The following is a 24,345-nucleotide window of genomic DNA, read 5'->3' as shown; positions in this document are numbered from 1 at the left end:
CTCGGAGAAAGAAAACGGCCGTGCCACCCCCCGCGGGAGCGGCACGGCCGGACGTGGGGATCAGCCCTGCGGGTGGTGGGCCGGGATCGGGGGGAGCTCGCCGGTCGTCTCGTACGCGGAGAGCATCTCGATGCGGCGCGTGTGGCGCTCCTCGTCGGAGTACGGGGTCGCCAGGAAGGCCTCGATGAAGCTGACGGCCTCGTCCTGGGTGTGCATCCGGCCGCCGACGGAGATCACGTTGGCGTTGTTGTGCTCACGGCCGAGCTGGGCGGTCTGGACGCTCCAGGCCAGGATGGCGCGGACGCCCTTGACCTTGTTCGCGGCGATCTGCTCGCCGTTGCCGGAGCCGCCGATCACGATGCCGAGGCTGTCGGCGTCCGCGGCGGTCTTCTCCGCTGCGCGGAGGCAGAACGGCGGGTAGTCGTCCACCGCGTCGTAGATGTGGGGCCCACAGTCGACGGGCTCGTGGCCGTTGTTCTTGAGCCAGTCCACCAGGTGGTTCTTGAGCTCAAAGCCTGCATGGTCGGATCCGAGGTACACGCGCATGGGACGAGTGTGGCACGAGGACCCCCGACGGACCTCGGCAGGGTGTCGCGTAAGTCACTTCTAAAGCTCAAGTAAACCCAAAGAACGCAGATGGGACAGGGCGGGGCCAAGGTCCTGGACGTTCGTCCGTACGCAACGATCCGGATTGAGGTCTTCCGTCCTGCGTTCATCTCAGGTTTGAATGCCGGGGCTCGCAACCCGAGAACCTAAGGATCCGTCCATGAGCTCCACGACGACCCTTCAGAAGGCAGGCGACCCCACCGGTAACTCCGGTGAAGGTCAGCCCTCCGACGGTCTGAAGGCCGGTCTCAAGAACCGCCACCTGTCCATGATCGCCATCGGCGGTGTCATCGGCGCCGGCCTCTTCGTCGGCTCCGGTGGCGGTATCGCCAAGGCCGGTCCCGCCATCCTGATCTCCTACGCGCTGGTCGGCGCGATGGTGGTCTTCGTGATGCGGATGCTGGGCGAGATGGCCGCCGCCAGCCCGAACTCCGGTTCCTTCTCCGCCTACGCCGACCGGGCGCTCGGCCGCTGGGCCGGCTTCTCCATCGGCTGGCTGTACTGGTTCTTCTGGGTCGTCGTGCTCGCGGTGGAGGCCACCGCCGGTGCCGCCATCCTGGAGAGCTGGATCCCGGCCGTCCCGCAGTGGGGCTGGGCGCTGATCGTGATGGCGGTGCTGACCGTCACCAACCTCGGCTCGGTCGCCTCCTACGGTGAGTTCGAGTTCTGGTTCGCGGGCATCAAGGTCGTCGCCATCGGCGCCTTCGTGATCGTCGGCATGCTGGCCGTCTTCGGCCTGCTGCCGGGCTCCGACAACCCGGGCACGGGCTTCGCGCACCTGACCGACGCGGGCGGCTTCTTCCCCAACGGCTACGGCGCCGTCCTGACCGGCGTGCTGATGGTCGTCTTCTCCTTCATGGGCAGCGAGATCGTCACGCTGGCGGCCGGCGAGTCGGAGAACCCCCGCAAGGCGGTCACCCAGGCCACCAACTCCGTCATCTGGCGGATCGGCGTCTTCTACCTGGGCTCGATCTTCATCGTGCTGACCCTGCTCCCGTGGAACGACAAGTCGATCACCGAGAAGGGCTCGTACGTCGCCGCCCTGGACTCGATCGGCATCGCGCACGCCGGCACGATCATGGAGGTCATCGTCCTGACCGCCGTGCTGTCCTGCCTGAACTCGGGCCTCTACACCGCCTCCCGCATGGCCTTCTCGCTCGGTGAGCGCGGCGACGCCCCGAAGGCGTTCGCCAAGGTCAACTCCCGGGGCGTGCCGGTCGCCGCGATCCTGGGCTCCACGGTCTTCGGCTTCGTCGCCGTCTACTTCAACTACGCCTTCAAGGACACGGTCTTCAACTTCCTGCTGAACTCCTCGGGTGCCATCGCGCTCTTCGTCTGGCTGGTGATCTGCTTCACCCAGCTGCGGATGCGCGGGATCCTGGTCCGCGAGGCCCCGGAGAAGCTGACCGTGAAGATGTGGCTGTTCCCGTGGCTGACCTGGGCCACCGCCGCACTGATCACGTTCGTGATCGGCTACATGTTCGTGGACGACGCCAACCGCGAGGTCGTCACCCTGTCCACCCTGGTCGCCGGCCTCGTCGTGGCCGTCGGCGTGGTGCTGGACTTCCGCCGCAAGCGGGCCGCGCTGCGGGGCTGACCCCTGGTCGCGTTACGTACGACAGAGCCCGGCCCGCCGTCACAGGCGGGCCGGGCTCCGGCACTTTCGGGGACCGCACCGCCGGGGACTGCCCGGCGGGACGCTGCTCAGCCGCGGCGGCCCGCCAGCTTCCAGGCGGCCGGCAGGGCGCCCATCGCGAGGGCGGCCTTGAGCGCGTCGCCGATCAGGAACGGGGTCAGGCCCGCCGCGACGGCGGCGCTCAGGGACATGCCGGTGGCGGCCATCAGGTACGGCACGCCCACCGCGTAGATCACGGCGGAGCCGAGCACCATCGTGCCCGCCGTGCGCAGGACCGAGCGGTCGGCGCCGCGCTGCGCGAGGGCTCCGGCGAGGGTGGCGGCGAGCAGCATGCCGAGCACGTAGCCGAAGGAGGCGCCGCCCGCTCCGGAGGTGCCGTCCGCGAACCACGGCACGCCGGCCGTGCCGAGGAGGGCGTACAGCGCGAGGGACAGGAAGCCGCGGCGGGCACCGAACGCGGTGCCGACGAGCAGCGCCGCGAAGGTCTGGCCGGTGACCGGGACCGGGGAGCCGGGGACGGGCACGGCCAACTGCGCGGCCAGTCCGGTCAGGGCGGCCCCGCCGGCGACGAGCGCGATGTCGCGGACGCGGCTCGCGGGCAGCAGGTCGGCGAGGACGGTGCCGGGCCGGAGGGAGACGGAAGCAGTGCTCATCGGGGGCTCCGTGGGGTGGTGGTGGCGGGACGATCACCGACGTTAGTCCGCGGTCCGCCGCCCTCCCCCCGCTGCCGGGGACAAAGCCCTACTCACCGGTTTGGTGGGGAGTTGACAAAGTCGGCGCCCTCACCGGGGTGAGCGTGATCCTCGTCACGAGGACGATCAGACATCGCGTCCGTTTTGCACGGACGGCCGCTGCCCGGTGAGACTGTGGGGTCCCGCCAATCCTGATGCGGAGCCCCCACCACCGCCGGGCCGAACGAGAGTACGAGCGACCTCCTCATGCGTGAGCGCCTGCAAGAAGCACCTGCCACGTCGGGCGAATTGCCCGCGGAACCCCTCAGCCACAGCCTCAAGCAGCGCCACCTGACCATGCTGGGTCTCGGCGGCGTGATCGGAGCCGGGCTCTTCGTGGGCTCCGGGGCCGGCATCGGCATCGCCGGTCCCGCGATCATCTGCTCCTACCTGCTCGCGGGCGTGCTCGCGATGCTGGTGATGCGGGCGCTGGGCGAGATGTCGGCCGCGATGCCCGCCTCGGGCTCCTTCTCGGTCTACGCGGAGAAGGCCCTGGGGCGCTGGGCCGGCTTCTCGGCGGGCTGGCTCTACTGGTTCCTGCTGGTCGTGGTGCTCGCCGTGGAGGCGACCGGCGCTGCGAAGATCGCGAACGGCTGGGTCCCCTCGGTCGACCAGTGGGTCTGGGTGCTGATCTTCATGATGGTCTTCACCGTGGCCAACCTGACCGCCGTGCGGAACTTCGGCGAGTTCGAGTTCTGGTTCGCCGCCCTCAAGGTCGGCGCGATCGTGCTGTTCCTGATCCTCGGCACCCTCGCGATCTTCGGCGTACTCCCGGACACCGACCCGGTCGGCATGACCAACCTCACCGGCCACAGCGGCTTCTTCCCGGCCGGCATCGGCGGGGTCGTCGCCGGCCTGCTCGCGGTCATCTTCGCCTTCGGCGGCCTGGAGGTCGTCACCATCGCGGCCGCCGAGTCGGACGACCCGGCCCGCTCCGTGGCCCGCGCCGTACGCAGCGCGGTGTGGCGCATCCTCTTCTTCTACGTCGGCTCGATGCTGGTCATCGTGACCCTGCTGCCGTGGGATTCGCTGAAGCCGGGCCAGAGCCCGTACGTCGCGGTCCTCGACTCCATCGGCATCCCGGCGGCCGGCCAGATCATGAACATCGTGGTGTTCGTGGCGCTGCTGTCGGCGCTGAACGCGAACCTGTACGGGTCCTCGCGCATGGTGTTCTCGCTGGCCGAGCGCGGCGAGGCGCCGAAGTCGCTGCTGAAGGTCTCGGGCGGCGGGGTACCGCGCCGCGCGGTGTTCGCGTCGGTGGCCTTCGGCTTCGTGTCGGTGGTGCTGAACCTGCTGTGGCCGGACACGATCTTCCTCTACATGCTCAACGCGGTCGGCGCGGTGCTGCTGTTCGTGTGGGCGCTGATCGCGGTCTCGCAGCTGAAGCTGCGCCGCCGGATCGAGCGGGACATGCCGGAGCGGCTGACCCTGCCGATGTGGCTGTTCCCGTACGCGACCTGGGCGGCGCTGCTCGGCATGGCGGCCGTGCTGGTCCTGATGCTGTTCGACGACTCGGCCCGGCCGCAGTTGCTGTGGTCGTCGGGCGCGGCCGCCCTCGTCCTCGTGGTCGCCTTCGTGCGGGAGCGGCGCACCCCGAAGTCCTGACCGTCCCGTAGCCCACGGCTCGTACGAAGGCTCCCCGCGCACCCGGCGCGGGGAGCCTTCGCGCGTCAGGTGCGCAGGTAAGAGGCGCCGTTGACGTCGAGAACGGTGCCCGAGCTCCAGCGCGCGGCGGGCGAGGCCAAGTGCAGCACGGCGGCGGCGACCTCCTGCGGCGTGCCGACCCGGCCGAAGGGGCTCTGCGCCCGGATCCGTTCGCCCTCCTCCCCTTCGAGCCGCCCGGCGACCCGCTCGGTGGCCACGAAACCGGGCGCCACCGAAGCCACGGCGATGCCGTGCGGGGCCAGGGAGACGGCGAGGGACTGGCCGAGCGCGTGCAGGGCCGCCTTGGTGGCGCCGTAGGCGGGGTGGTCGGGCTCGCCCCGGAACGCCCCGCGCGAGCCGATGTTGACGATGCGGCCCTCCCGCCGGTCGGCGATCATGCGGCGGACAACGCAGTGGGAGAGGTTGGCCGGGGCGAAGAGGTTCACGGCGGCCGTCTGCCGCCAGGCCTCCTGCCAGTCGGCGTAGGAGGTCGTGGGCAGCGGGTGCGCGAGCATCACGGCGGCGTTGTTCACGAGGACGTCGATGCCGCCGAGCGCCTCCTCGGTCTCGGCCGCGAGGGCTTCCACGCGCGCCGGGTCGCCGAGGTCGCCGGTGACGAGTACGTGGCCCTCGCCCGGCAGGTCCGCGAGGGTCCGCTCGGCGTCCGCCTGCCGGGCCGTGCAGTGCACCGCGACCCGGTCACCCTGCTCGGCGAAGGCGGTGGCGATGGCCCGCCCGATCCCCCGGGAGGCCCCGGTGACGAGCACTCCCCGGCCCGTCGCGGCCAATTCCCGTATGCCGTGGCCCATTCGGTCGTCCATCGGTCCCCCTGTCGTCGCGTCACCAGCGTCCTGTCGGCAGCGTACGGGGATGATCACGGCCGGTCATCCGGCTGTCCGAATATCGGACATTCGCCATCCAAAGATCGGACAGAGGTGAGACTGGGGCACCTCATCACGTCGCCCCGCACACCGGACAGGTACACCCTCAATGAGCCAGAGCACCCTGACACCCCCCAAACCGCGGCAGACCGACGCCGGCTCCCCCCTCGGCAACGGCCTCAAGCAGCGCCACCTCTCGATGATCGCCCTCGGCGGTGTCATCGGCGCCGGACTCTTCGTCGGGTCCGGCGCCGGCATCGCCGCCGCCGGCCCCTCGATCGTGCTCGCGTACGCCGCGTCCGGGCTTCTCGTGATGTTCGTGATGCGGATGCTCGGCGAGATGTCCGCCGCCAACCCCGCCTCCGGTTCCTTCTCGGTGCACGCGGAGCGGGCCATCGGCCCCTGGGCGGGATTCACCGCCGGCTGGATGTTCTGGACGCTGCTGTGCGTGGGCGTGGCCATCGAGGCCATCGGCGCGGCGCACATCATGACGGGCTGGTTCCCCGGCACTCCCTCCTGGATGTGGGTGCTCGTCTTCATGGCCGTGTTCTGCGGCGCGAACCTGGCCGCCGTCTCGAACTTCGGCGAGTTCGAGTTCTGGTTCGCCGCGCTCAAGATCGGCGCGATCGGTCTCTTCCTGGGCCTGGGCACGCTGGCCGTCCTCGGCCTGCTGCCCGGCAGCGACTCCCCCGGCACCGCCAACCTGCTGCACGACGGCGGCTTCCTGCCCCACGGAGTGGACGGGCTCCTGGTCGGACTGCTGGCCTCGGTCGTCGCGTACGGCGGGCTGGAGACGGTGACCATCGCGGCCGCCGAGTCCGAGGACCCCGTCGCGGGCGTGGCCAAGGCCGTGCGGACCACCATGTGGCGGATCGCGATCGTCTACGTCGGCTCCATGCTGGTCATCGTCACCCTGCTGCCGTGGAACGACCCGGCGGTGACGGCGGACGGCCCGTACGCGGCCACCCTGAACCACCTGGGCATCCCGGCCGCCGGCGAGATCATGAACGTGGTCATCCTGATCGCCCTGATGTCCGCGATGAACGCCAACATCTACGGCTCCTCGCGCATGGCCTACTCCCTCGTCTCCCGCGGCCAGGGCCCCAAGGCGCTGGGCAAGGTCACCGGCCGGGTGCCGCGCCGGGCGGTGCTCGCCTCCTGCGGCTTCGGTTTCGTCACCGTGCTGCTGTCGTACTGGTATCCGGACACCCTGTTCGCCTGGCTGCTGAACATGGTCGGCGGGGTCGTCCTCATCGTCTGGGGCTTCATCGCCGTCTCGCAGTTGGTGCTGCGTCGGCGGCTGGAGCGCGAGGCCCCGGGGCAGCTGACCGTGCGGATGTGGGGCTTCCCGTACCTGACCTGGGTGTCGCTGGCCGCGGTGGCCGGGGTGCTGGTGCTGATGGCGCTGGGCGAGGACACCCGGCCCCAAGTGCTCTTCACCGGAGGCCTCACCGCCGCCCTCGCGGCGACGGGCTACGTGATGCAGCGCCGGGCCGCCACCCGACCCTGACGTGCCCCCCTCGGAATAGATGCTGCTAGCGTGCAGTTGCGCATTGATTGCAATAAGCAGTTGGCACGCCGAGGGGACCGGACACACGCATGGCCATCTACACGCTTCCTGAGCTTCCTTACGACTACGCGGCGCTCGAGCCGGTGATCAACCCGCAGATCATCGAGCTGCACCACGACAAGCACCACGCGGCCTACGTCGCGGGCGCCAACACCACGCTGGAGCAGCTGGAGGAGGCGCGCGACAAGGAGAACTGGGGCGCCCTCAACGGCCTGGAGAAGAACCTCGCGTTCCACCTCTCCGGCCACATCCTCCACAGCATCTACTGGCACAACATGGCCAGCCCGAAGACCGGCGAGGGCGGCGGCATCCCGGACGAGAAGGACGGCCTGGGCGAGCTCCCGGCCGCGATCGCCGAGTCCTTCGGCTCCTTCGCCGCCTTCAAGAAGCAGCTGACCTTCGCTTCCTCCGCGACGCAGGGCTCCGGCTGGGGCGTGCTCGCGTACGAGCCCATCAGCGGCCGCCTGATCGTCGAGCAGGTCTACGACCACCAGGGCAACGTGGGCCAGGCCTCGGTGCCGATCCTGGTCTTCGACGCCTGGGAGCACGCCTTCTACCTGCAGTACAAGAACCAGAAGGTGGACTTCATCGAGGCCATGTGGAACGTCGTCAACTGGCAGGACGTGGCCAAGCGCTACGCCGACGCCAAGGCGAACACCCCGCTGCTGATCCCCGCCAAGGGCTGATCCGCGCCACCTCAGCCCGTCCGCCTCGTGATTGTCTTCTCAACCTTCACCGGCGGGCGTGTCCAGCAGAGGACCCCCGCGAGGACGTGACTCGCGGGGGTCGTCTGTACTCACCGGGCACCACGGGCTACTCGAAGGAGGGGCCCTTGGTGCGGGTGCGCTTGATCTCGAAGAAGCCCGGGGTGGAGGCGACGAGCAGCGTGCCGTCCCACAGGCGGGCGGCGGCCTCACCGCGCGGGGCCGGGGTGACGACCGGGCCGAAGAAGGCCACGTCCTCGCCGTCGGCGCCGGGCACCGAGATCACCGGAGTGCCGACCTCCTGGCCGACCCGGTCGATGCCGTCGCTGTGGGAGGCCCGCAGCACCCAGTCGTACTCGTCCGAGTCGGCGTACGCGAGCAGCTCGGCCGGCAGGCCGACCTCGGCCAGCGCCTCCGCGATCACCTCGCGGGTCGCGCCCCTGCCCTCGTTGTGGATACGGGTGCCGAGCGCCGTGTAGAGCGCGCCGGTGATCTCCTCACCGCACTTCTGCTGGGCGGCTATGACCACGCGCACCGGCGCCCAGCCCTTGGTTTCGAGGGTCTCGCGGTAGACCTCGGAAAGCTGGTCGAGCTTGTCCTCGTTGAGGACGGCCAGGCTCATCACGTGCCAGCGGACCTCCACGTCGCGGACCTTCTCGACTTCGAGCATCCAGCGGGAGGTCATCCAGGCCCAAGGGCACAGCGGGTCGAACCAGAAGTCGACCGGGGTCTTCTCGTGCGCTCGGGTCTCGGTCATGTCTCTCCTCAGTCGGTCACGTTCTCCGTCGCCAACGAGGACGGACCCCCGCGCATTCCCCCGTGCGAGGATTCGACACAAGAACGCGATCACGCACGAAGGAGTGCACGTGCCCGGAGAGAATCTGTCCCGCGACGAGGCCCGTGAGCGGGCCGAACTGCTGTCCGTCGACGGGTACGAGGTGGTCCTCGACCTCAGGTCGGCAGTGGACGAGGCCGAACCGGCCGAAGGCCCCCGGACCTTCCGCTCGGTGACGACGATCCGCTTCCGGGCCGCGGCCCCCGGCAGCGCCACCTTCGCGGACCTGATCGCCCCCTCGGTGAACGCCGTGACCCTGAACGGGCGCGAGCTGGACGTGGCGGCCGTCTTCGACGGGGCGCGGATCGCCCTGGACGGCCTGGCCTCCGAGAACCTCCTGGTGGTGGACGCGAACTGCGCCTACAGCCGGACCGGCGAGGGCATGCACCGCTTCGTCGACCCGGAGGACGGCGAGGTCTACCTCTACACCCAGTACGAGCCGGCCGACGCGCGGCGGGTCTACGCGAACTTCGAGCAGCCGGACCTGAAGGCGCCCTACCGCTTCGAGGTGGCCGCTCCCGAGGGCTGGCAGGTGTGGAGCAACGGCGCGGAGGAGTCGCGCGAGGCCGGCGTCTGGCGGTTCGCCGAGACCGCGCCGATCTCCACGTACATCACGTGCGTGGTGGCGGGCCCGTACCACTACGTGACGGACACCTACACGCGCGGGGACCTGACGATCCCGCTGGGCGCGATGTGCCGCAAGGGGCTCGCGAAGCACTTCGACTCGGACGACGTCTTCCTGATCACCAAGCAGGGCTTCGACCTCTTCCACGAGATCTTCGACTACCCCTACCCCTTCGGGAAGTACGACCAGGCCTTCGTGCCGGAGTACAACCTGGGCGCGATGGAGAACCCGGGGATGGTGACCTTCCGGGAGGAGTACATCTTCCGCGGGAAGGTCACGCAGGCCTCCTACGAGCGGCGCGCGAACGTCATCCTGCACGAGATGGCGCACATGTGGTTCGGCGACCTGGTCACCATGAAGTGGTGGGACGACCTGTGGCTGAAGGAGTCCTTCGCGGACTTCATGGGCTCCTTCGGTCTGGTGGAGGCCACCCGCTTCGACCAGGCGTGGGTCAGCTTCGCCAACAACCGCAAGGCCTGGGCCTACCGGGCCGACCAGCTGCCCTCCACGCACCCGATCACGGCCGACATCCGTGACCTGGAGGACGCGAAGCTGAACTTCGACGGGATCACCTACGCCAAGGGCGCGGCCGTGCTGAAGCAGCTCGTCGCCTACGTGGGACGGGAGGCGTTCCTGGAGGGCGCGCGGCGCTACTTCAAGGCGAACGCGTACGGGAACACCACGCTGGACGACCTGCTGTCGGTGCTCGCCGAGGTCTCCGGGCGGGACATGAGCGAGTGGTCGCGGGCGTGGCTCCAGACGGCGGGCGTGAACGCGCTGACGCCGGTGGTGACGTACGACGCGGGCGGGCTGATCACCGAGCTCGCGGTGGCGCAGGAGGGCGAGGAGCTGCGGCCGCACCGGGTGGCCGTGGGCCTGTACCGGCTGTCGGCCGAGGGCTCGCTGGACCGGTACGCGCGGGCCGAGGCGGACGTGGCCGGGGCCAGGACCGCGGTCGCCGAGCTGGCCGGGCTGGAACGGCCCGACCTGGTCCTGGTCAACGACGAGGACCTCACGTACTGCAAGATCCGCTTCGACGAGGGCTCGCTGGCCACGCTGCGGGCCCACCTGGGCAACGTGACGGACCCCCTCGCCCGGGCCCTGTGCTGGTCGGCGCTGTGGAACCTGACGCGGGACGGCCTCATGCCGGCGCGTGACTTCGTCTCGCTGGTCCTGGCGCACGCGGGCCGGGAGACGGACGTCGGCGTCCTGCAGATGCTGCACTCCCAGGCCCTGACCTCGGTCACCCACTACTCGGCGCCCGACTGGCGCGAGCAGGGCGGCCGCGAGCTGGCGGCGGGCGCGCTGCACGAGCTGCGGCTGGCCGAGCCGGGGTCGGAGCACCAGCTGACCTGGGCGCGTTTCTTCGCGGCGAGCGCGGCGACGGAAGGCGACTTCCAGCTGCTGCTGGGGCTGCTGGAGGGGTCGGCGCGGATCGACGGCCTGGAGGTGGACCAGGAACTGCGCTGGGACTTCCTGCTGCCGCTGGCCGCGCACGGCGCGGTGGACGAGGGCGTGCTCACCGCCGAACTGGCGCGGGACGACACGGCGTCGGGCAAGCGGCACCAGGTGCGGTGCCTGGCGGCGCGGCCGTCGCAGGCGGTGAAGGACCAGGCCTGGGCGGCGGTGGTCGAGTCGGACGCGCTGTCCAACGCGCTGGTGGAGGCGACGATCGCGGGCATGCAGCGGTCTTCGCAGCGGGACCTGCTGGCGGCTTACGCGGGGCGCTACTTCGAGGTCATCGAGCGGGTGTGGGCGGAGCGGTCGATCCAGATCGGCATCGACGTGGTGAAGGGCCTGTACCCCTCGCTGCAGGACCCGGAGTCCACGGTCGCGGCGACGGACGCGTGGCTGTCGTCCCACGCTTCGGCTCCGCCGGCCCTGCGCCGCCTGGTGCTGGAGTCCCGGGACGACCTGGCCCGGGCCCTTGCCGCGCAGCGGTGCGACGCGACGGCCGGTAACTAGCCCGCGGCGCCGTTGTCGGGGGCTCTGCCCCCGAACCCCCGCGCCTCAAACGCCGGCGGGGCTGAATGTTCAGCCTCGCCGGCGTTTGAGGCGCGGGGTCTGGGGCGGAGCCCCAGGTGGTGACGCCGCACCCGCGCCCCCCATCGGCAGTCGAACGCCCGTACTTTAGCCCCGGCTTGTCCGGATTTGTCGACGGGCGTGTAACAGGGGTTAGCAAGGCCATGGCCTGAGGGAATCACCGTGTCATGAACCACAACACACCCCTCCCCCTCGCCCACCTCACCGGCAGCCGCCCCCGCGTGCTGAGCCTCGCCCAGCTGCGCGAGCACGGCGTCACCGCCTCCGACGCCGCCGGGCGGCCCTGGCAGCAGATCCTGCCGGGAGTGTTCCTGCTCCACTCCGGGCCCGCGACCAGCGAGGAGCGGCTGCACGCCGCACTGCTGTACGCGGGGCGGCGCAGCAGCGGGGAGGCCATGATCACCGGGCTGGCGGCGCTCGCCCTGTACCGGTTCACCTCAGCGCCGGCGCTGCTCGCGCTCTCGCACATCGACGTGCTGGTGCCCGGCACCCGGCGGCTGCGGTCCACCGGGGACGTGCGGATCGTGCGCTCGCACACCCCGCCCCGGCCGCAGGAGGTCACCGGGCTGCCGGTGGCGCCCGTCGCGCGGGCCGTCGCGGACGCCGTCGCCCAGCTGGAGGACGCCGGCACCGTACGCCGCCTGCTCAGCGAGGCCGTCCGCAGCGGGCACTGCGAACCGGCCGCCGTCGTACGGGAGCTGACGGTGGCCCGGCTGCTAAACCGGCCGCACGTGGTCGATGCCGTCGAGTCGCTCCTCGCGGAGGGCCGGGCCATCGCCGAGGACCGGCTGTACCACCTCGTACGGGGCTACGACCTCCCCGAGCCGGTCTGGAACGTGGACCTGCGGCTGCCCGGCGGCCCGCACCTCGGCGGGGTCGACGCGTACTGGCCCGAGCACGCCGTGGCCGTGGAGATCGACACCCGCGCCCCGCGCCAGGGCGAGGACGACGACTGGTCCGAGTGCGTGCGCAAGCGGGAGACGCTGGAGCGGCTCGGGGTGACCGTCATCCACATCACCCCGCGCAAGCTCCGCGACTGGCCCGAGCAGCAGGCCGCGGTCGTCCGGACCGCCCTGACGGCTTCCGGCGAGCGCGAGCCCGCCGCCTATCTGGTGGTGCTCCCCAGGTGAGGCGAGTATTCCGGGGTGCTCCAGAGCAGCCGCCCCGGATGCAGACTCTCCACCACCGACTCCACCCGGAAGCGGATGCTTCGGCTTCCGTCGGCCCCGAATTCCGGCCGGGCCCGGCCGCTGAGCTGGAGTACCGCTCCGCTCTCCCAGTCCGGGAAGAGCAGCCCGGCCCGCGGATCGGCCGTCAGATTCCCCATGGTCAGGAACATGGCGTTGCCCGCGTAGTCCGGCCAGGTCAGCTCCACCGGCGAGAGCACCTCCACGAAGCCCGGCAGCCCGCCCCGATGACTGGCGTCGACCCCGTCCCCGTCCGCCGTGGTGGCGACGAAGAAGGTGTCGGCGGCGCGGACGGCCCGCTCCTGGCCGGGGGTGAGCACGTCCCCGCGCCGCACGACACCGGCTCCTTCCGCGACCAGCTCCAGCGGCTGCCGCTTCTGGAGGTACTTCGGACAGTTGGCGAACACCTGCTCGGCCCGGACCGCGAATCCGCGACCGGTCACCTCCAGGGTTCCGTTCAGCCGCATCCGGCGCCGGGTGCGCGGGTCGAGCGCGATGGTGCCGACGCGGGTCCCGGCCGTGGCCAGTGCCCCGGCGAGCGGGTCGCTCGCCGGTAGACCGCCGGCGACCGCGATCCGGTCCGGCCCGGTGGCCCGCACGAAACCGGGCGCGCCGGTGAGCAGCGAGGCCCACATCCGCCCCGTACCGTCGGCGGCGCCGACGACCAGGTGGGGCTGGAGCCCCAGGAAGGCCGCGGCGACGTCCTTGATGCCCGTGCCGATCGAGCGGCCGACGTGCTCGGCGGCCTCGCGTACGCCGACCCGCTCCTGCACGGCCAGCGAGCCCCAGTGGTAGGCCCCGGACATTAGAAGAAGCCGCAGGTCGGAGCGGATTCGGTGGGCGCGGGCGCACCCTCGGCGCCGGTGGGGACGGAGATCTCCAGGCGCGTCCCGTCGGGGTCGTGGAAGAAGATGCCGCCCGAGGCCGCTCCCTCGCCGTGGGCGACGACGCCCTCGTAGGCGAATTCCACCCCGAGGTCGCGCAGCCGCGCCTCGTACTCCCGTACCTCCTCGATGGCGCCGGCGGAGAGCGCCAGGTGGTGCAGTCCGGCCGCGGCCGGGACGTACGCGCCGTCGGCCTGCTGCCACAGGGTGAGGACGAGCTCGCCGTCCTGGCCGAGGAAGGCGAAGCGGCGGTCCTCGTCCTTGCCCTCCCCCAGCACCTGGAAGTCGAGGGCGTCGCGGTAGAAGGCGAGCGAGCGCTCCAGATCGGTGACGTTGAGGCCCACGTGCCCGGTGCGGAGCTTGCTGATGGCAGTCGTCATGACGGGTTCCTTCCCCGGAGGGTTCTCGTATTTCTAACCTTCTAAATCGAGATTAAAGGTTAGACGTGAGGGCGTCAACCGCTCACGTACCCTTAAGGGGTTAGCGGCGCGAGGAGGCGGACATGACGGCGGCGGACCCACGACCCCTGACCGGGGAGCCGGTCGCCCTCGACCTGCTCAACACCCGCTGGGTCGTGGACGGCGAACCGCTGGACCTCTTCGCCGGGGCGGCGGGGCTGACCCGGGTGCAGGGGCTCGCGGTCTGGCTGGAGAGCACCGGCCTGGCCGGCCGCTTCCGCGCCGACGCCGCGACCCTCGTCCACCTGATGACCGCACGCGAGGCGCTGGCGCGCGCGGTCGCGGACCCCGCCGGCGAGAGCGGCCGCGCCCTGGTCGACGCCGTCCTGGAACACGGCCGCATCCGCGCGACCCTGACCGCCGAAGGCCCGGGCGAGCGCGCCGAGTTCGACGATCCGACCTGGGGCCCGGCCTGGACGGCCGCCCGGGACTACCTGGAACTGCTCGCCGCCGCGCCCGACCGGATCCGCAAGTGCGCTTCCGAGACCTGCGTCCTGCGCTTCTTCGACGTCTCGCGCAACGGCACCCGGCGCTGGTGTTCGATGGCCGCCTGCGGAAACCGGGCGAAGGCCTCGCGCCACTACGCGCGCACGCGCGTGCGCTGATCACTCGAAATCCGTCACACCCGGACCGGTGCGCGACCGCGCCCCGGTCCTGACGCACGGCTACCAAGTCGACAAAGCCACTCTTCAGACCGGTGGTTCGCACCACTGTGCACCGATACGGCCGCGCTGGCACATACCTCCCGCTGGCGGGTGTCCGCCATGGCAGGTCTCGGTCAATGACATCCCTCGCCAAGAGACGGTCCGTTGCGCAAAGCTGACCGGTCATCCGGCACCGAAATCCGGACCGTATCTTTCACTTACCAGGGATGCTGATGACCCTCGAATCCCCCAGCTCCATACCCGGGGCCAGACGCGTCGCGCGCGTCGCGGCCGCGGCCGGCCTGGTCGCCGCCCTCGCGGCCACCGGCGCCGCGCCCGTCTTCGCCGCGACCGGCACCGACACGCCGGGCACCAGCCCGGCGGTCAAGTCCGCGGACCAGAAGCTCGGTTCGGCCGACGCCGAGCTGCTCCAGGAGGCCAAGGCCAAGGGTGACGCGAACGTCACCGTCATGGTCGCGACCGCCCCCGGCCAGACCAAGCAGGTGGCCGACCAGCTCGACGCCGTCCCCGGCGCCTCGGTGGGCCAGACGTACGACAAGCTCGGTTACGTGCGCGCCACCCTGCCCACCGGCCAGGCGGAGGCCGCGCTGAAGGCGGCCGCCAAGCTGTCCTCGGTGCACGGCATCGACCTGCGGCACGAGATCCAGCTGCCGGACCCGCGCCCCGACGCCGGCCGCGATGCCGGCACGGTCAAGCGGACCGCGGCCGAGACGTACCCGGCGCCGGACAAGAACACCCCGGCGAAGAACCCGTACAACCCGTCCTTCGAGACCGGCGCGGTGGACTTCGTCGAGAAGAACCCGCAGGCCGACGGCCGCGGCGTCACCATCGGCATCATGGACTCGGGTGTCGACCTCGGCCACCCGGCCCTGCAGAAGACCACCACCGGCGAGCGCAAGATCGTCGACTGGGTCACGGCCACGGACCCGATCGCCGACGCGGACGCCACCTGGCGCGCCCAGATCACGCCGGTCACCTCCGCCGGCGGCACCTTCACCGCGGGCGGTGCGAGCTGGAAGGCCCCCGAGGGCACCTTCCAGTGGAGCCGCTTCACCGAGTCGATCACCGCCACCGGTGACATGAAGGGCGACGTCAACCGGGACGGGGACACCACCGACCGGTTCGGCCTGCTCTACGACGTCGCCGCCGGCACCGTCCGCGTCGACACCGACCAGGACAACGACTTCACGAACAACGAGCCGATGAAGCCGTACAAGGACGGCTACCAGGTCGGCTACTTCGGCACGGACAACCCGGCGACCGACGTCGCCGAGCGCATCCCGTTCGTGATCGAGATCCGCAAGGACGTCCCGATGGACCCGCTGGGCGGTGACTGGGTCGGCAAGAAGGCCGACTTCGTCAACGTCGGCATCATCGAGTCCGAGCACGGCACGCACGTCGCCGGCATCACCTCCGCCAACGGCCTCTTCGGCGGCAAGATGAACGGCGAGGCGCCCGGCGCGAAGCTCGTCTCCTCGCGCGCCTGCTCCTGGTCCGGCGGCTGCACCAACATCGCGCTGACCGAGGGCATGATCGACCTCGTCGTCAACCGCGGCGTGGACATCGTCAACATGTCCATCGGTGGTCTCCCGGCGCTGAACGACGGCAACAACGCCCGTTCGGAGCTGTACAAGAACCTCATCGACACCTACGGCGTCCAGCTGGTCATCTCGGCCGGCAACTCGGGCCCGGGCGTCAACACCATCGGCGACCCCGCCCTCGCGGACAAGGTCATCTCCGTGGGCGCGGCGGTCTCCAAGGAGACCTGGGCCGCCAACTACGGCTCCGGCGTGGCGACGAAGTACAACATGTTCCCGTTCTCCTCGCGCGGTCCGCGTGAGGACGGCGGCTTCACGCCGACCATCACCGCCCCCGGTGCCTCGATCAACACCATCCAGACCTGGCTGCCCGGCGCGCCGGTGAAGGAGGCGGGCTACGACCTGCCGGCCGGTTACGGCATGCTCCAGGGCACCTCGATGTCCTCGCCGCAGGCGGCGGGCGCCAGCGCCCTGCTGATCTCGGCCGCGAAGCAGCAGAACATCAAGCTGACGCCGGCCTCCCTGCGGGTCGCGCTCACCAGCACCGCCAAGAAGATCGACAACGTCCCGGCGCACGCCCAGGGCGCGGGTCTGATCAACGTCCCCGGCGCGTGGGAGTCCATCCAGCGCGACGCCAAGGCCAACGAGTTCACGGTCAAGGCGCCGGTCGACACCGCGATCGACCAGTTCCTCAAGACCCCGGGCTTCGGCACCGGCCTGTACGACCGCGAGGGCGGCCTCAAGGTCGGCCAGAAGAAGGTCTACAACGTCGTCGTCACCCGCACCACGGGCGTCAAGTACGGCACCCGGCACGACCTGAGCTGGCGCAACAACGACGGCACCTTCAAGGTCCTCGGCGGCTACGACTACGTCACCCTGCCGCTGAACAAGCCCGTCACCATCAAGGTCGAGGCCAACGCCAAGTCGGGCGGCGTCCACAGCGGCATCCTGCAGCTGGACGACGAGACCACCGAGGGCATCGACAAGCAGATCCTGACGACCGTGGTCGCGGCGGCCCCGCTGGCCTCGCCGTCCTTCGCCCTGTCGGAGACCTCCTCCGTGCAGCGCAACAGCCACAAGTCGTACTTCGTGACCGTCCCGCCGGGCGCGAAGAGCCTGGAGGTCGCCCTCGGCGGTCTCGCGGCGGGCAGCCAGACCCGCTTCATCTCGATCCACCCGTACGGGACGCCGCTCGACCCGACGGCCACGACCAACTGCTACCCGAACTACGACAACCCGGCCAACACCTGCCGCCCCGACGTGCGCTCGTACCCCGAGCCGACGCCGGGCGTCTGGGAGATCGAGGTCGAGGCGCGTCGTACGTCTCCGGTCCTGGACAACCCGTACAAGCTGGACGTCTCCGTGCTCGGCGCGGCCTTCGACCCCGCGGTCAAGGTCCTGCCCGAGGTCAAGCAGGGCACCCCGGCCCCGGTCCAGTGGAGCGTCAAGAACGACGGCGCGGCCATCTCCGGCGGCAAGCTCCTGGGCGGTCCGCTCGGCTCCGCGAAGGTCGCCAAGCCGACCATCGCGAACGGTGAGACCCACACCACCGAGATCGCGGTGCCCGCGGGCACCTCGCGCCTCGACGTCGCGATCGGCAAGGTGTCCGACACCGGCGCCGACCTCGACCTCGAGATCTACAAGGACGGCGTCAAGGTCGGCTCCGCCGCCGACGGCGACTCCGAGGAGGCCGTGAGCCTGGCGAACCCGGCCGCGGGCACCTACACCGTCAAGGTGATCGGTTACGCGGTCCCGTCCGGTTCCACCACCTACGACTACCGCGACGTGTTCTTCTCGGCCGCCCTGGGCTCCGTCCAGGTCGACGAGGCCGCCGCGGTGAACCTCGCCACCGGCGCCACCGCGCAGGTCTCGGCGAACGTCCTGGTCAGCAGCGCGGCCCCCGAGGGCCGGCAGTTCTTCGGCCAGGTCCAGCTGCTGAACGCCCGCGGCACCGCCGCCGGCACCGGCAGCGTGCAGATCGAGAAGGTCCTGCCGTAACCCACGCAACGGCGTGACCTGCTGATCGCATGACGGAGGGGCGGGTGCTCGGATCGAGCGCCCGCCCCTTCGCGCTGCCTCAGCCCTTCAGCGAGCTCAGGTCCTGGGCATACGTGCCGACCGCGTGGGCGATGACGTCCAGGTTGGTGTCGAAGACCTTGAGGTCCAGGTTCTTCAGGTTGTCCCCCGCCCCGTGGTAGTTCGGGTCGTACGGGGCGCCGGCCGTGCCGCCGTACCGCGCGGCCTGCTCGGCGGTCTTGACGCCCTCGGCGCCGGTGAAGGTGCCGCCGGCCGGGATGCCGTTCGCGATGAAGGGGCCGTAGTCCGAGCGGCCGTCGAAATCACTGCCCTCGTGCGGCTTGCCCTTCTTGTCGAGGAAGCCGTTGATCAGCGCCTCGATCTGCGCCGAGCCCGCCGGGCCCGCGCCCGCGCCCGTCTTGTCGGAGTCGTCGCCGTCGTAGACGAACTGCACCGGGTTCGGCGAGGCGATCATGTCGAAGTTCAGGTAGAGGGCGATGTCCTTCTTCTGCTTCTCCGAGAGCTGCGCGACGTAGTGCTCCGAGCCCAGCAGGCCCAGTTCCTCCGCCGACCACCAGGCGAAGCGGACCTTGTTGGCGGGCTGCTTGGACTTGCCGTGGCGGGTCTCCTCGGCGAGCCGCAGGGCCACCTCCAGCAGGCCGGCCGAGCCGGAGCCGTTGTCGTTGATGCCCGGCCCCTCGGGGACCGAGTCCAGATGGGCGCCGACGGCCACCACCCGGTCGGAGCGGCCGCCCTTGGTCTCGGCGATCACGTTGCGGGTGGTCTTCTTCACGTGCTCCTGGTCCAGGTCCAGGCGCACCTTCACCTCGCCCCCGGCGGCGGCCGCGGTCAGCGCCTCGCCGTCGGCGAGGGTGATGCCCGCGCTCGGGATGAGCCCCTCGGCGGGTGAGGAGAAGCCGCCACGCACCGGGGTGGTGCCGCTGTGATTGTAGACGATGACCCCGAGCGCGCCGGCGGCCGCGGCGGCCCGCTGCTTCTCCACGAACGTGCAGGCCCCGCGCTTGACCAGGGCGATCTTCCCGGTGAAGGCGCCGCCGGCGTAGTCGTCGGCCGTGCAGCCGGGGGTCTCGTCGACCCGGGCCAGGGCGAGCGGCGCCGTCAGGCCGCCGGCCGGGGTGGACTTGGTGAAGGTGAAGGCGGCGGTGGCCAGCTCCCGGCTCCCCGTGCCGTCGGCGCCGCCGAGGACGGTGGTCTTCTCCGTCCTGGTGTGCGCCTCGTGGATGTCGAAGTCCTGGTACGAGACCTCGTACCCGGCCTTCTTCAGCGTGTCGTGCACGTAGGCGGCGGAGGCCGCGTGGCCGGGCGTGCCGGCGGCGCGGTTGCCGCCGTTGGCGTCGGCGATCTGCTGGAACTTCGCCAGGTGGCGGTAGGCGCCGCGCGCGGTGACCTCCTCCACCAGCTCCTTGGCGAGCTTGCCCTCGCGCGGGTGGGCGGCGGCCGGAGTGGCGGCCAGCAGGACGGGTGCGGCGACGACGGCGGCCGCGAGGGCGGCGAGCGCCGGTATGGACCGGCGGCGGTGGCGGCTCCGGTGGTCGGACATGGTGGTTCCTCCCCCTGTTCGACGTCGGTCCGGATATCGGACGCGACTGTCCGGACCGTAAGCTGTTCGGACCGGACATTCGGGACATCGGGCGGCCGCGCAACGCACCCGCCACACATTTGTCACACCCCGTCACATTCCGGCGCCGAGCCGCCGGGAACCCGTCCGGTGCGCCAGATCGTCCGTACTACGGACAATGGATTGGACAAGCCGCGTGGGGTCGAACGCATGATGGCTCCACGCGCGCCCGCGTCGTACGTACCAAGGGAGTCACCGTGAGGGTCGGAATCGTCGGAGCCACCGGACAGGTCGGCGGAGTCATGCGCGGCATCCTCGCCGAGCGGAAGTTCCCGGTGGACGAGCTGCGGCTGTTCGCCTCGGCCCGTTCCGCGGGGTCCACCCTCGCGTGGGAGGGCCGGGAGATCACCATCGAGGACGCCTCCACGGCCGACTACTCCGGCCTGGACATCGTGCTCTTCTCCGCGGGCGGCGCCACCTCCAAGGCCCTGGCCGAGAAGGTCGCCTCGCAGGGCGCCGTCGTGATCGACAACTCCTCCGCCTGGCGCAAGGACCCCGAGGTCCCCCTGGTCGTCTCCGAGGTCAACCCGCACGCGATCAAGAACCGCCCCAAGGGCATCATCGCGAACCCGAACTGCACCACCATGGCCGCGATGCCGGTACTGCGCCCGCTGCACGACGAGGCCGGCCTGTCCGCGCTGATCGCCACCACCTACCAGGCCGTGTCCGGCTCGGGCCTGGCCGGTGTCGCCGAGCTGCGCACCCAGGCCTGCGCGGTCTCCGAGGCCGCCGACCAGCTGACCTTCGACGGCGGCGCGGTGGACTTCCCCGAGCCGGCCGTCTACAAGCGCCCCATCGCCTTCAACGTGGTCCCGCTCGCGGGCTCGATCGTCGAGGACGGCTCCTTCGAGACCGACGAGGAGCAGAAGCTCCGCAACGAGTCCCGCAAGATCCTGGAGATCCCGGAGCTCAAGGTCTCGGGCACCTGCGTGCGCGTGCCGGTCTTCTCCGGCCACTCGCTCCAGATCAACGCCCGCTTCGACCGCCCGATCAGCGTCGAGCGCGCCTACGAGCTCCTCAAGGACGCCCCGGGCGTGGAGCTCTCGGAGATCCCGACCCCCCTCCAGGCCGCCGGCAAGGACGCCTCGTACGTGGGCCGCATCCGCGCCGACGAGACGGTGGAGAACGGCCTCGCGCTGTTCCTCTCGAACGACAACCTGCGCAAGGGCGCGGCCCTGAACGCGGTCCAGATCGCCGAGCTCGTGGCCGAGGAGCTGCGCCAGGGCTGACCCCGGCGGACACGGAGGGGGCGGGTGCCGTACGGCGCCCGCCCCCTCCGTCGTGTCAGGGCCTGCGGACCTCGAACAGGAAGCAGCCGTACTCGGCGGCCCGGAGGTGTACGAGGGCCACCTCCGGGTCGGCGAAGGCCTCGTCGAGGGCCCGCTGGATCACCCCGTCGGGATCCTCGCCGAGGTCCAGGACCCGCCCGGCGAGGATGTGCCCGCGGGCGTCGTAGCGCCGGGCGGTGCGCCGCGCGCCGGCGTGGGCGAAGGGGTGACCGCCGCCCGCCACGGGCCCCGCGCACGCCTCGGCGTGGACGAAGACGGGCCCCTGCTCGTCGTAGGCGCCGGGGTCGGCCCCGGTCAGCGCCGCCCAGCGGCGCAGCGGCGCGTACGAGACGAGCGCGATCCGCTCGCCGGCCGTACTGGGCCGCAGGCAGCACCGCAGCGGCGCCCCGCCCTCCTCGTCCGCGTACGGGACGCACTCCCGCCCCGCGTCGTCCCGTACCCGGAGCTCCCCCAGCGCCGTCTCCTCGATGGGCCTCGCCCAGTACCTGATGCTCATGCCCGCCAGCGTGCCGCCGCCGCCCGCCGAAGTCCGGCGGGTTTCCGACGTCGCGTTCGCCCGTGGATTACTCCGACGCGGTGACCCGCCCCCCATGGAAGGATGGCGGGGCAACGTCACCATCAAAGGAGATGACCGCGTGCCAGGCACGAATCTCACCCGTGAAGAGGCCCAGCAGCGGGCCAAGCTGCTCACCGTCGACTCGTACGAGATCGAACTCGATCTCAGCGGGGCGCAGGAGGGCGGGAGCTACCCTTCCGTGACCACCGTGCGCTTCCAGTCGGCCGAGGCCGGGGCCGAGACCTTCATCGACCTGGTCGCCCCGGCGGTCCACGAGGTCGTCCTGAACGGCAAGTCGCTGGACGCAGCGGCGGTCTTCCGGGACTCCCGGATCGCCCTGACCGGCCTGGCGGCCGGGGCCAACGAGCTCCGCGTCGTCGCGGACTGCGCGTACACCAACACCGGCGAGGGCCTGCACCGCTTCGTCGACCCGGTCGACCAGCAGGCCTACCTCTACACCCAGTTCGAGGTGCCGGACGCGCGGCGGGTCTTCGCCAGCTTCGAGCAGCCCGACCTGAAGGCCACCTTCCAGTTCACCGTGACGGCCCCCGAGGGCTGGACGGTCATCTCGAACTCGCCGACGCCTGAAGCCGCCGACGTCAAGGACAACGTCTGGCGCTTCGAGCCGACCCCGCGCATCTCCTCGTACATCACGGCGCTGATCGTCGGCCCGTACCACGCGGTGCACAGCTCGTACGAGGGCCCGGACGGGCAGAGCGTGCCGCTCGGCATCTACTGCCGGCCCTCGCTCGCCGAGTTCCTCGACGCGGACGCGATCTTCGACGTCACGCGGCAGGGCTTCGACTGGTTCCAGGAGAAGTTCGCCTACGACTACCCCTTCGCCAAGTACGACCAGCTGTTCGTCCCGGAGTTCAACGCGGGCGCCATGGAGAACGCGGGCGCCGTCACCATCCGCGACCAGTACGTCTTCCGCTCGAAGGTGACGGACGCGGCGTACGAGGTGCGTGCCGAGACGATCCTCCACGAGCTCGCGCACATGTGGTTCGGCGACCTGGTCACCATGGAGTGGTGGAACGACCTGTGGCTGAACGAGTCCTTCGCGACCTACACCTCGATCGCCTGCCAGGCGTACGCCGAGGGCTCGAAGTGGCCGCACGCGTGGACCACGTTCGCCAACTCCATGAAGACCTGGGCGTACCGGCAGGACCAGCTGCCCTCCACGCACCCGATCATGGCGGACATCCGTGACCTCGACGACGTCATGGTCAACTTCGACGGGATCACGTACGCCAAGGGCGCCTCGGTGCTCAAGCAGCTCGTCGCCTACGTCGGCATGGACGCCTTCTTCAAGGGCGTGCAGGCGTACTTCAAGGCGCACGCGTTCGGCAACACGCGCCTGTCCGACCTGCTGGGCGCCCTGGAGGAGACCTCCGGCCGCGACCTGACCACCTGGTCGAAGGCGTGGCTGGAGACGGCCGGCATCAACGTCCTGCGCCCGGAGATCACCATCGGCGCGGACGGCCTGATCACCGGCTTCGATGTCCGCCAGGAGGCGCCCGCGCTGCCCGCCGGCGCCAAGGGCGAGTCCACGCTGCGGCCGCACCGGATCGCGATCGGCCTGTACGAGCTCCAGGACGGCGCCCTCGTGCGCACCGACCGGATCGAGCTGGACATCGACGGCGCGCTGACGACCGTGCCGGAGCTCGTCGGCCGCACCCGCCCGGCGGTCGTGCTGCTGAACGACGACGACCTGTCGTACGCGAAGGTCCGCCTGGACGAGGAGTCCCTGGCCACCGTCACGGCGCACATCGGCGACTTCACGGAGTCCCTGCCGCGCGCGCTGTGCTGGGCCTCGGCCTGGGACATGACGCGTGACGGCGAGCTCGCCACCCGCGACTACCTCGCGCTGGTCCTCTCGGGCATCGGCAAGGAGTCCGACATCGGCGTCGTCCAGTCGCTGCACCGGCAGGTGAAGCTGGCCGTCGACCTGTACGCCGACCCGGCGTGGCGGGAGCAGGGCCTGGCGGCCTGGACCGAAGCCACGCTGGAACACCTGCGTGCGGCCGAGCCGGGCAGCGACCACCAGCTGGCGTGGGCGCGGGCCTTCGCGGCCACGGCCCGCACCGAGGGGCAGCTGACCTACCTGTCGGCGCTCCTGGACGGCGCGGCGGAGATCGAGGGCCTGGCCGTCGACACCGAGCTGCGGTGGACGTTCCTGGAGCGGCTCGCCGCGACGGGTGTCGCCGACGAGCCGGCCATCGCGGCGGAGCTGCAGCGGGACGCCACGGCGGCCGGCGAGCGCCACGCGGCGACCGCGCGGGCGGCGCGCCCGACGGCGGAGGCCAAGGCCGCCGCCTGGGCCTCGGTGGTGGAGTCCGCCGATCTGCCGAACGCGGTGCAGGAAGCGGTGATCGGCGGCTTCGTCCAGACCGACCAGCGCGAGCTGCTCGCCCCGTACACCGAGAAGTACTTCTCGGCGGTCAAGGAAGTCTGGGACACCCGCAGCCACGAGATCGCCCAGCAGATCGCGGTGGGCCTGTACCCGTCCCTCCAGGTCTCCGAAGCCACTCTGGCCGCGACGGACGCGTGGCTGGCCTCGGCCGAGCCGAACGCGGCCCTGCGCCGCCTGGTCTCGGAGTCCCGCGCGGGCGTCGAGCGCGCACTTCGCGCCCAGGCGGCCGACGCCGCCGCCGCTGCCGCTCAGGTCTAAGGGCCTCCGGGCTCTGCCCGCACCCGCGGGAGCAGTGCTGTCCCGCGGGTGCGGGGGGGGGGGGGGGGGGGGGGGGGGGGGAGGAGGGGGGAGGGGGGGGGAGAAAAAGGGGGGAGTGGTGGTGGGATATAGTGAGGGAGGGGGGGGTGGGGGGGGGGAGAGGGGAG

18 protein-coding genes are annotated in these 24,345 nt (G+C 71.1%); 10 read left to right on the top strand and 8 right to left on the bottom strand.

Annotation, left to right across the window (positions count from 1 at the left end):
• Nucleotides 1–60: 60 nt before the first annotated feature.
• Nucleotides 61–546 carry a ribose-5-phosphate isomerase gene (locus ACZ45T_RS04725; protein WP_202201560.1) on the bottom strand — a complete coding sequence of 162 codons (486 nt, stop codon included), beginning with the start codon at nt 544–546 and terminating at the stop codon, nt 61–63.
• A gap of 220 nt (nt 547–766) precedes the next feature.
• Between ACZ45T_RS04725 and ACZ45T_RS04720 the strand changes: the two genes are divergently transcribed.
• Nucleotides 767–2,203: an amino acid permease gene (locus ACZ45T_RS04720; RefSeq protein ID WP_468437486.1), complete on the top strand. Its 1,437-nt coding sequence runs from the start codon at nt 767–769 to the stop codon at nt 2,201–2,203.
• 107 nt (nt 2,204–2,310) lie between these two features.
• Here ACZ45T_RS04720 and ACZ45T_RS04715 read toward each other — a convergent pair whose 3' ends face one another.
• The gene (locus tag ACZ45T_RS04715; RefSeq protein WP_468437484.1) at nt 2,311–2,895 is read right to left on the bottom strand and encodes a biotin transporter BioY; all 585 of its coding nucleotides are present in this window, start codon (nt 2,893–2,895) and stop codon (nt 2,311–2,313) included.
• A gap of 285 nt (nt 2,896–3,180) precedes the next feature.
• Here ACZ45T_RS04715 and ACZ45T_RS04710 point away from each other — a divergent pair, with 285 nt between their 5' ends.
• Nucleotides 3,181–4,578 carry an amino acid permease gene (locus tag ACZ45T_RS04710; protein WP_468437482.1) on the top strand — a complete coding sequence of 466 codons (1,398 nt, stop codon included), beginning with the start codon at nt 3,181–3,183 and terminating at the stop codon, nt 4,576–4,578.
• A gap of 65 nt (nt 4,579–4,643) precedes the next feature.
• Here ACZ45T_RS04710 and ACZ45T_RS04705 read toward each other — a convergent pair whose 3' ends face one another.
• Complete coding sequence (locus tag ACZ45T_RS04705) at nt 4,644–5,438, bottom strand: SDR family NAD(P)-dependent oxidoreductase (protein ID WP_468437480.1); 795 nt, start codon at nt 5,436–5,438, stop codon at nt 4,644–4,646.
• A gap of 169 nt (nt 5,439–5,607) precedes the next feature.
• On the opposite strand from ACZ45T_RS04705, the gene ACZ45T_RS04700 reads away from it, so the two are divergent.
• On the top strand, nt 5,608–7,008 hold the full coding sequence (locus ACZ45T_RS04700; RefSeq protein ID WP_468437478.1) for an amino acid permease: 1,401 nt from the start codon (nt 5,608–5,610) through the stop codon (nt 7,006–7,008).
• Between the two features lie 89 nt (nt 7,009–7,097).
• Nucleotides 7,098–7,754, top strand: a complete 657-nt coding sequence (locus ACZ45T_RS04695; protein ID WP_468437476.1) for a superoxide dismutase — start codon at nt 7,098–7,100, stop codon at nt 7,752–7,754.
• Nucleotides 7,755–7,881: 127 nt separating this feature from the next.
• Here the strand turns inward: ACZ45T_RS04695 and ACZ45T_RS04690 are convergent, their stop codons facing one another.
• Nucleotides 7,882–8,529 carry a mycothiol-dependent nitroreductase Rv2466c family protein gene (locus ACZ45T_RS04690; RefSeq protein WP_468437474.1) on the bottom strand — a complete coding sequence of 216 codons (648 nt, stop codon included), beginning with the start codon at nt 8,527–8,529 and terminating at the stop codon, nt 7,882–7,884.
• 109 nt (nt 8,530–8,638) lie between these two features.
• On the opposite strand from ACZ45T_RS04690, the gene pepN (ACZ45T_RS04685) reads away from it, so the two are divergent.
• Nucleotides 8,639–11,197: an aminopeptidase N gene (gene pepN, locus ACZ45T_RS04685; protein WP_468437472.1), complete on the top strand. Its 2,559-nt coding sequence runs from the start codon at nt 8,639–8,641 to the stop codon at nt 11,195–11,197.
• Between the two features lie 245 nt (nt 11,198–11,442).
• A complete protein-coding gene (locus ACZ45T_RS04680; RefSeq protein ID WP_468437470.1) occupies nt 11,443–12,405 on the top strand; it encodes a hypothetical protein in 963 nt (320 codons plus the stop codon).
• On the opposite strand, the gene ACZ45T_RS04675 is transcribed toward ACZ45T_RS04680, so the two are convergent.
• On the bottom strand, nt 12,381–13,268 hold the full coding sequence (locus tag ACZ45T_RS04675) for a pyridoxamine 5'-phosphate oxidase family protein (protein WP_468437468.1): 888 nt from the start codon (nt 13,266–13,268) through the stop codon (nt 12,381–12,383). The genes ACZ45T_RS04680 and ACZ45T_RS04675 overlap by 25 nt on opposite strands.
• Nucleotides 13,268–13,726 carry a VOC family protein gene (locus tag ACZ45T_RS04670; RefSeq protein WP_468437466.1) on the bottom strand — a complete coding sequence of 153 codons (459 nt, stop codon included), beginning with the start codon at nt 13,724–13,726 and terminating at the stop codon, nt 13,268–13,270. Before ACZ45T_RS04670 ends, ACZ45T_RS04675 begins: the two co-directional genes overlap by 1 nt.
• Nucleotides 13,727–13,848: 122 nt before the next feature.
• Between ACZ45T_RS04670 and ACZ45T_RS04665 the strand changes: the two genes are divergently transcribed.
• Nucleotides 13,849–14,409 carry a CGNR zinc finger domain-containing protein gene (locus ACZ45T_RS04665; protein ID WP_468437464.1) on the top strand — a complete coding sequence of 187 codons (561 nt, stop codon included), beginning with the start codon at nt 13,849–13,851 and terminating at the stop codon, nt 14,407–14,409.
• A gap of 272 nt (nt 14,410–14,681) precedes the next feature.
• A complete protein-coding gene (locus tag ACZ45T_RS04660) occupies nt 14,682–18,005 on the top strand; it encodes a S8 family serine peptidase (protein ID WP_468437462.1) in 3,324 nt (1,107 codons plus the stop codon).
• Between the two features lie 79 nt (nt 18,006–18,084).
• On the opposite strand, the gene ACZ45T_RS04655 is transcribed toward ACZ45T_RS04660, so the two are convergent.
• Entirely contained in the window at nt 18,085–19,584 is a 1,500-nt protein-coding gene (locus ACZ45T_RS04655) for a M28 family metallopeptidase (protein WP_468437460.1), read from the bottom strand.
• A gap of 275 nt (nt 19,585–19,859) precedes the next feature.
• Between ACZ45T_RS04655 and ACZ45T_RS04650 the strand changes: the two genes are divergently transcribed.
• Complete coding sequence (locus tag ACZ45T_RS04650; RefSeq protein ID WP_468437458.1) at nt 19,860–20,891, top strand: aspartate-semialdehyde dehydrogenase; 1,032 nt, start codon at nt 19,860–19,862, stop codon at nt 20,889–20,891.
• A 55-nt stretch (nt 20,892–20,946) separates the two neighbouring features.
• Here ACZ45T_RS04650 and ACZ45T_RS04645 read toward each other — a convergent pair whose 3' ends face one another.
• The gene (locus tag ACZ45T_RS04645; protein ID WP_468437456.1) at nt 20,947–21,447 is read right to left on the bottom strand and encodes a DUF1203 domain-containing protein; all 501 of its coding nucleotides are present in this window, start codon (nt 21,445–21,447) and stop codon (nt 20,947–20,949) included.
• Nucleotides 21,448–21,586: 139 nt separating this feature from the next.
• On the opposite strand from ACZ45T_RS04645, the gene pepN (ACZ45T_RS04640) reads away from it, so the two are divergent.
• Nucleotides 21,587–24,178, top strand: a complete 2,592-nt coding sequence (gene pepN, locus ACZ45T_RS04640; protein WP_468437454.1) for an aminopeptidase N — start codon at nt 21,587–21,589, stop codon at nt 24,176–24,178.
• The last annotated feature ends 167 nt before the right edge of the window (nt 24,179–24,345 follow it).

The organism is Streptomyces sp. NPDC030995 (assembly GCF_055571215.1).
The sequence above is the reverse complement of the archived record's forward strand: the minus strand, read 5'-3'. Positions and strand labels throughout refer to the sequence as shown.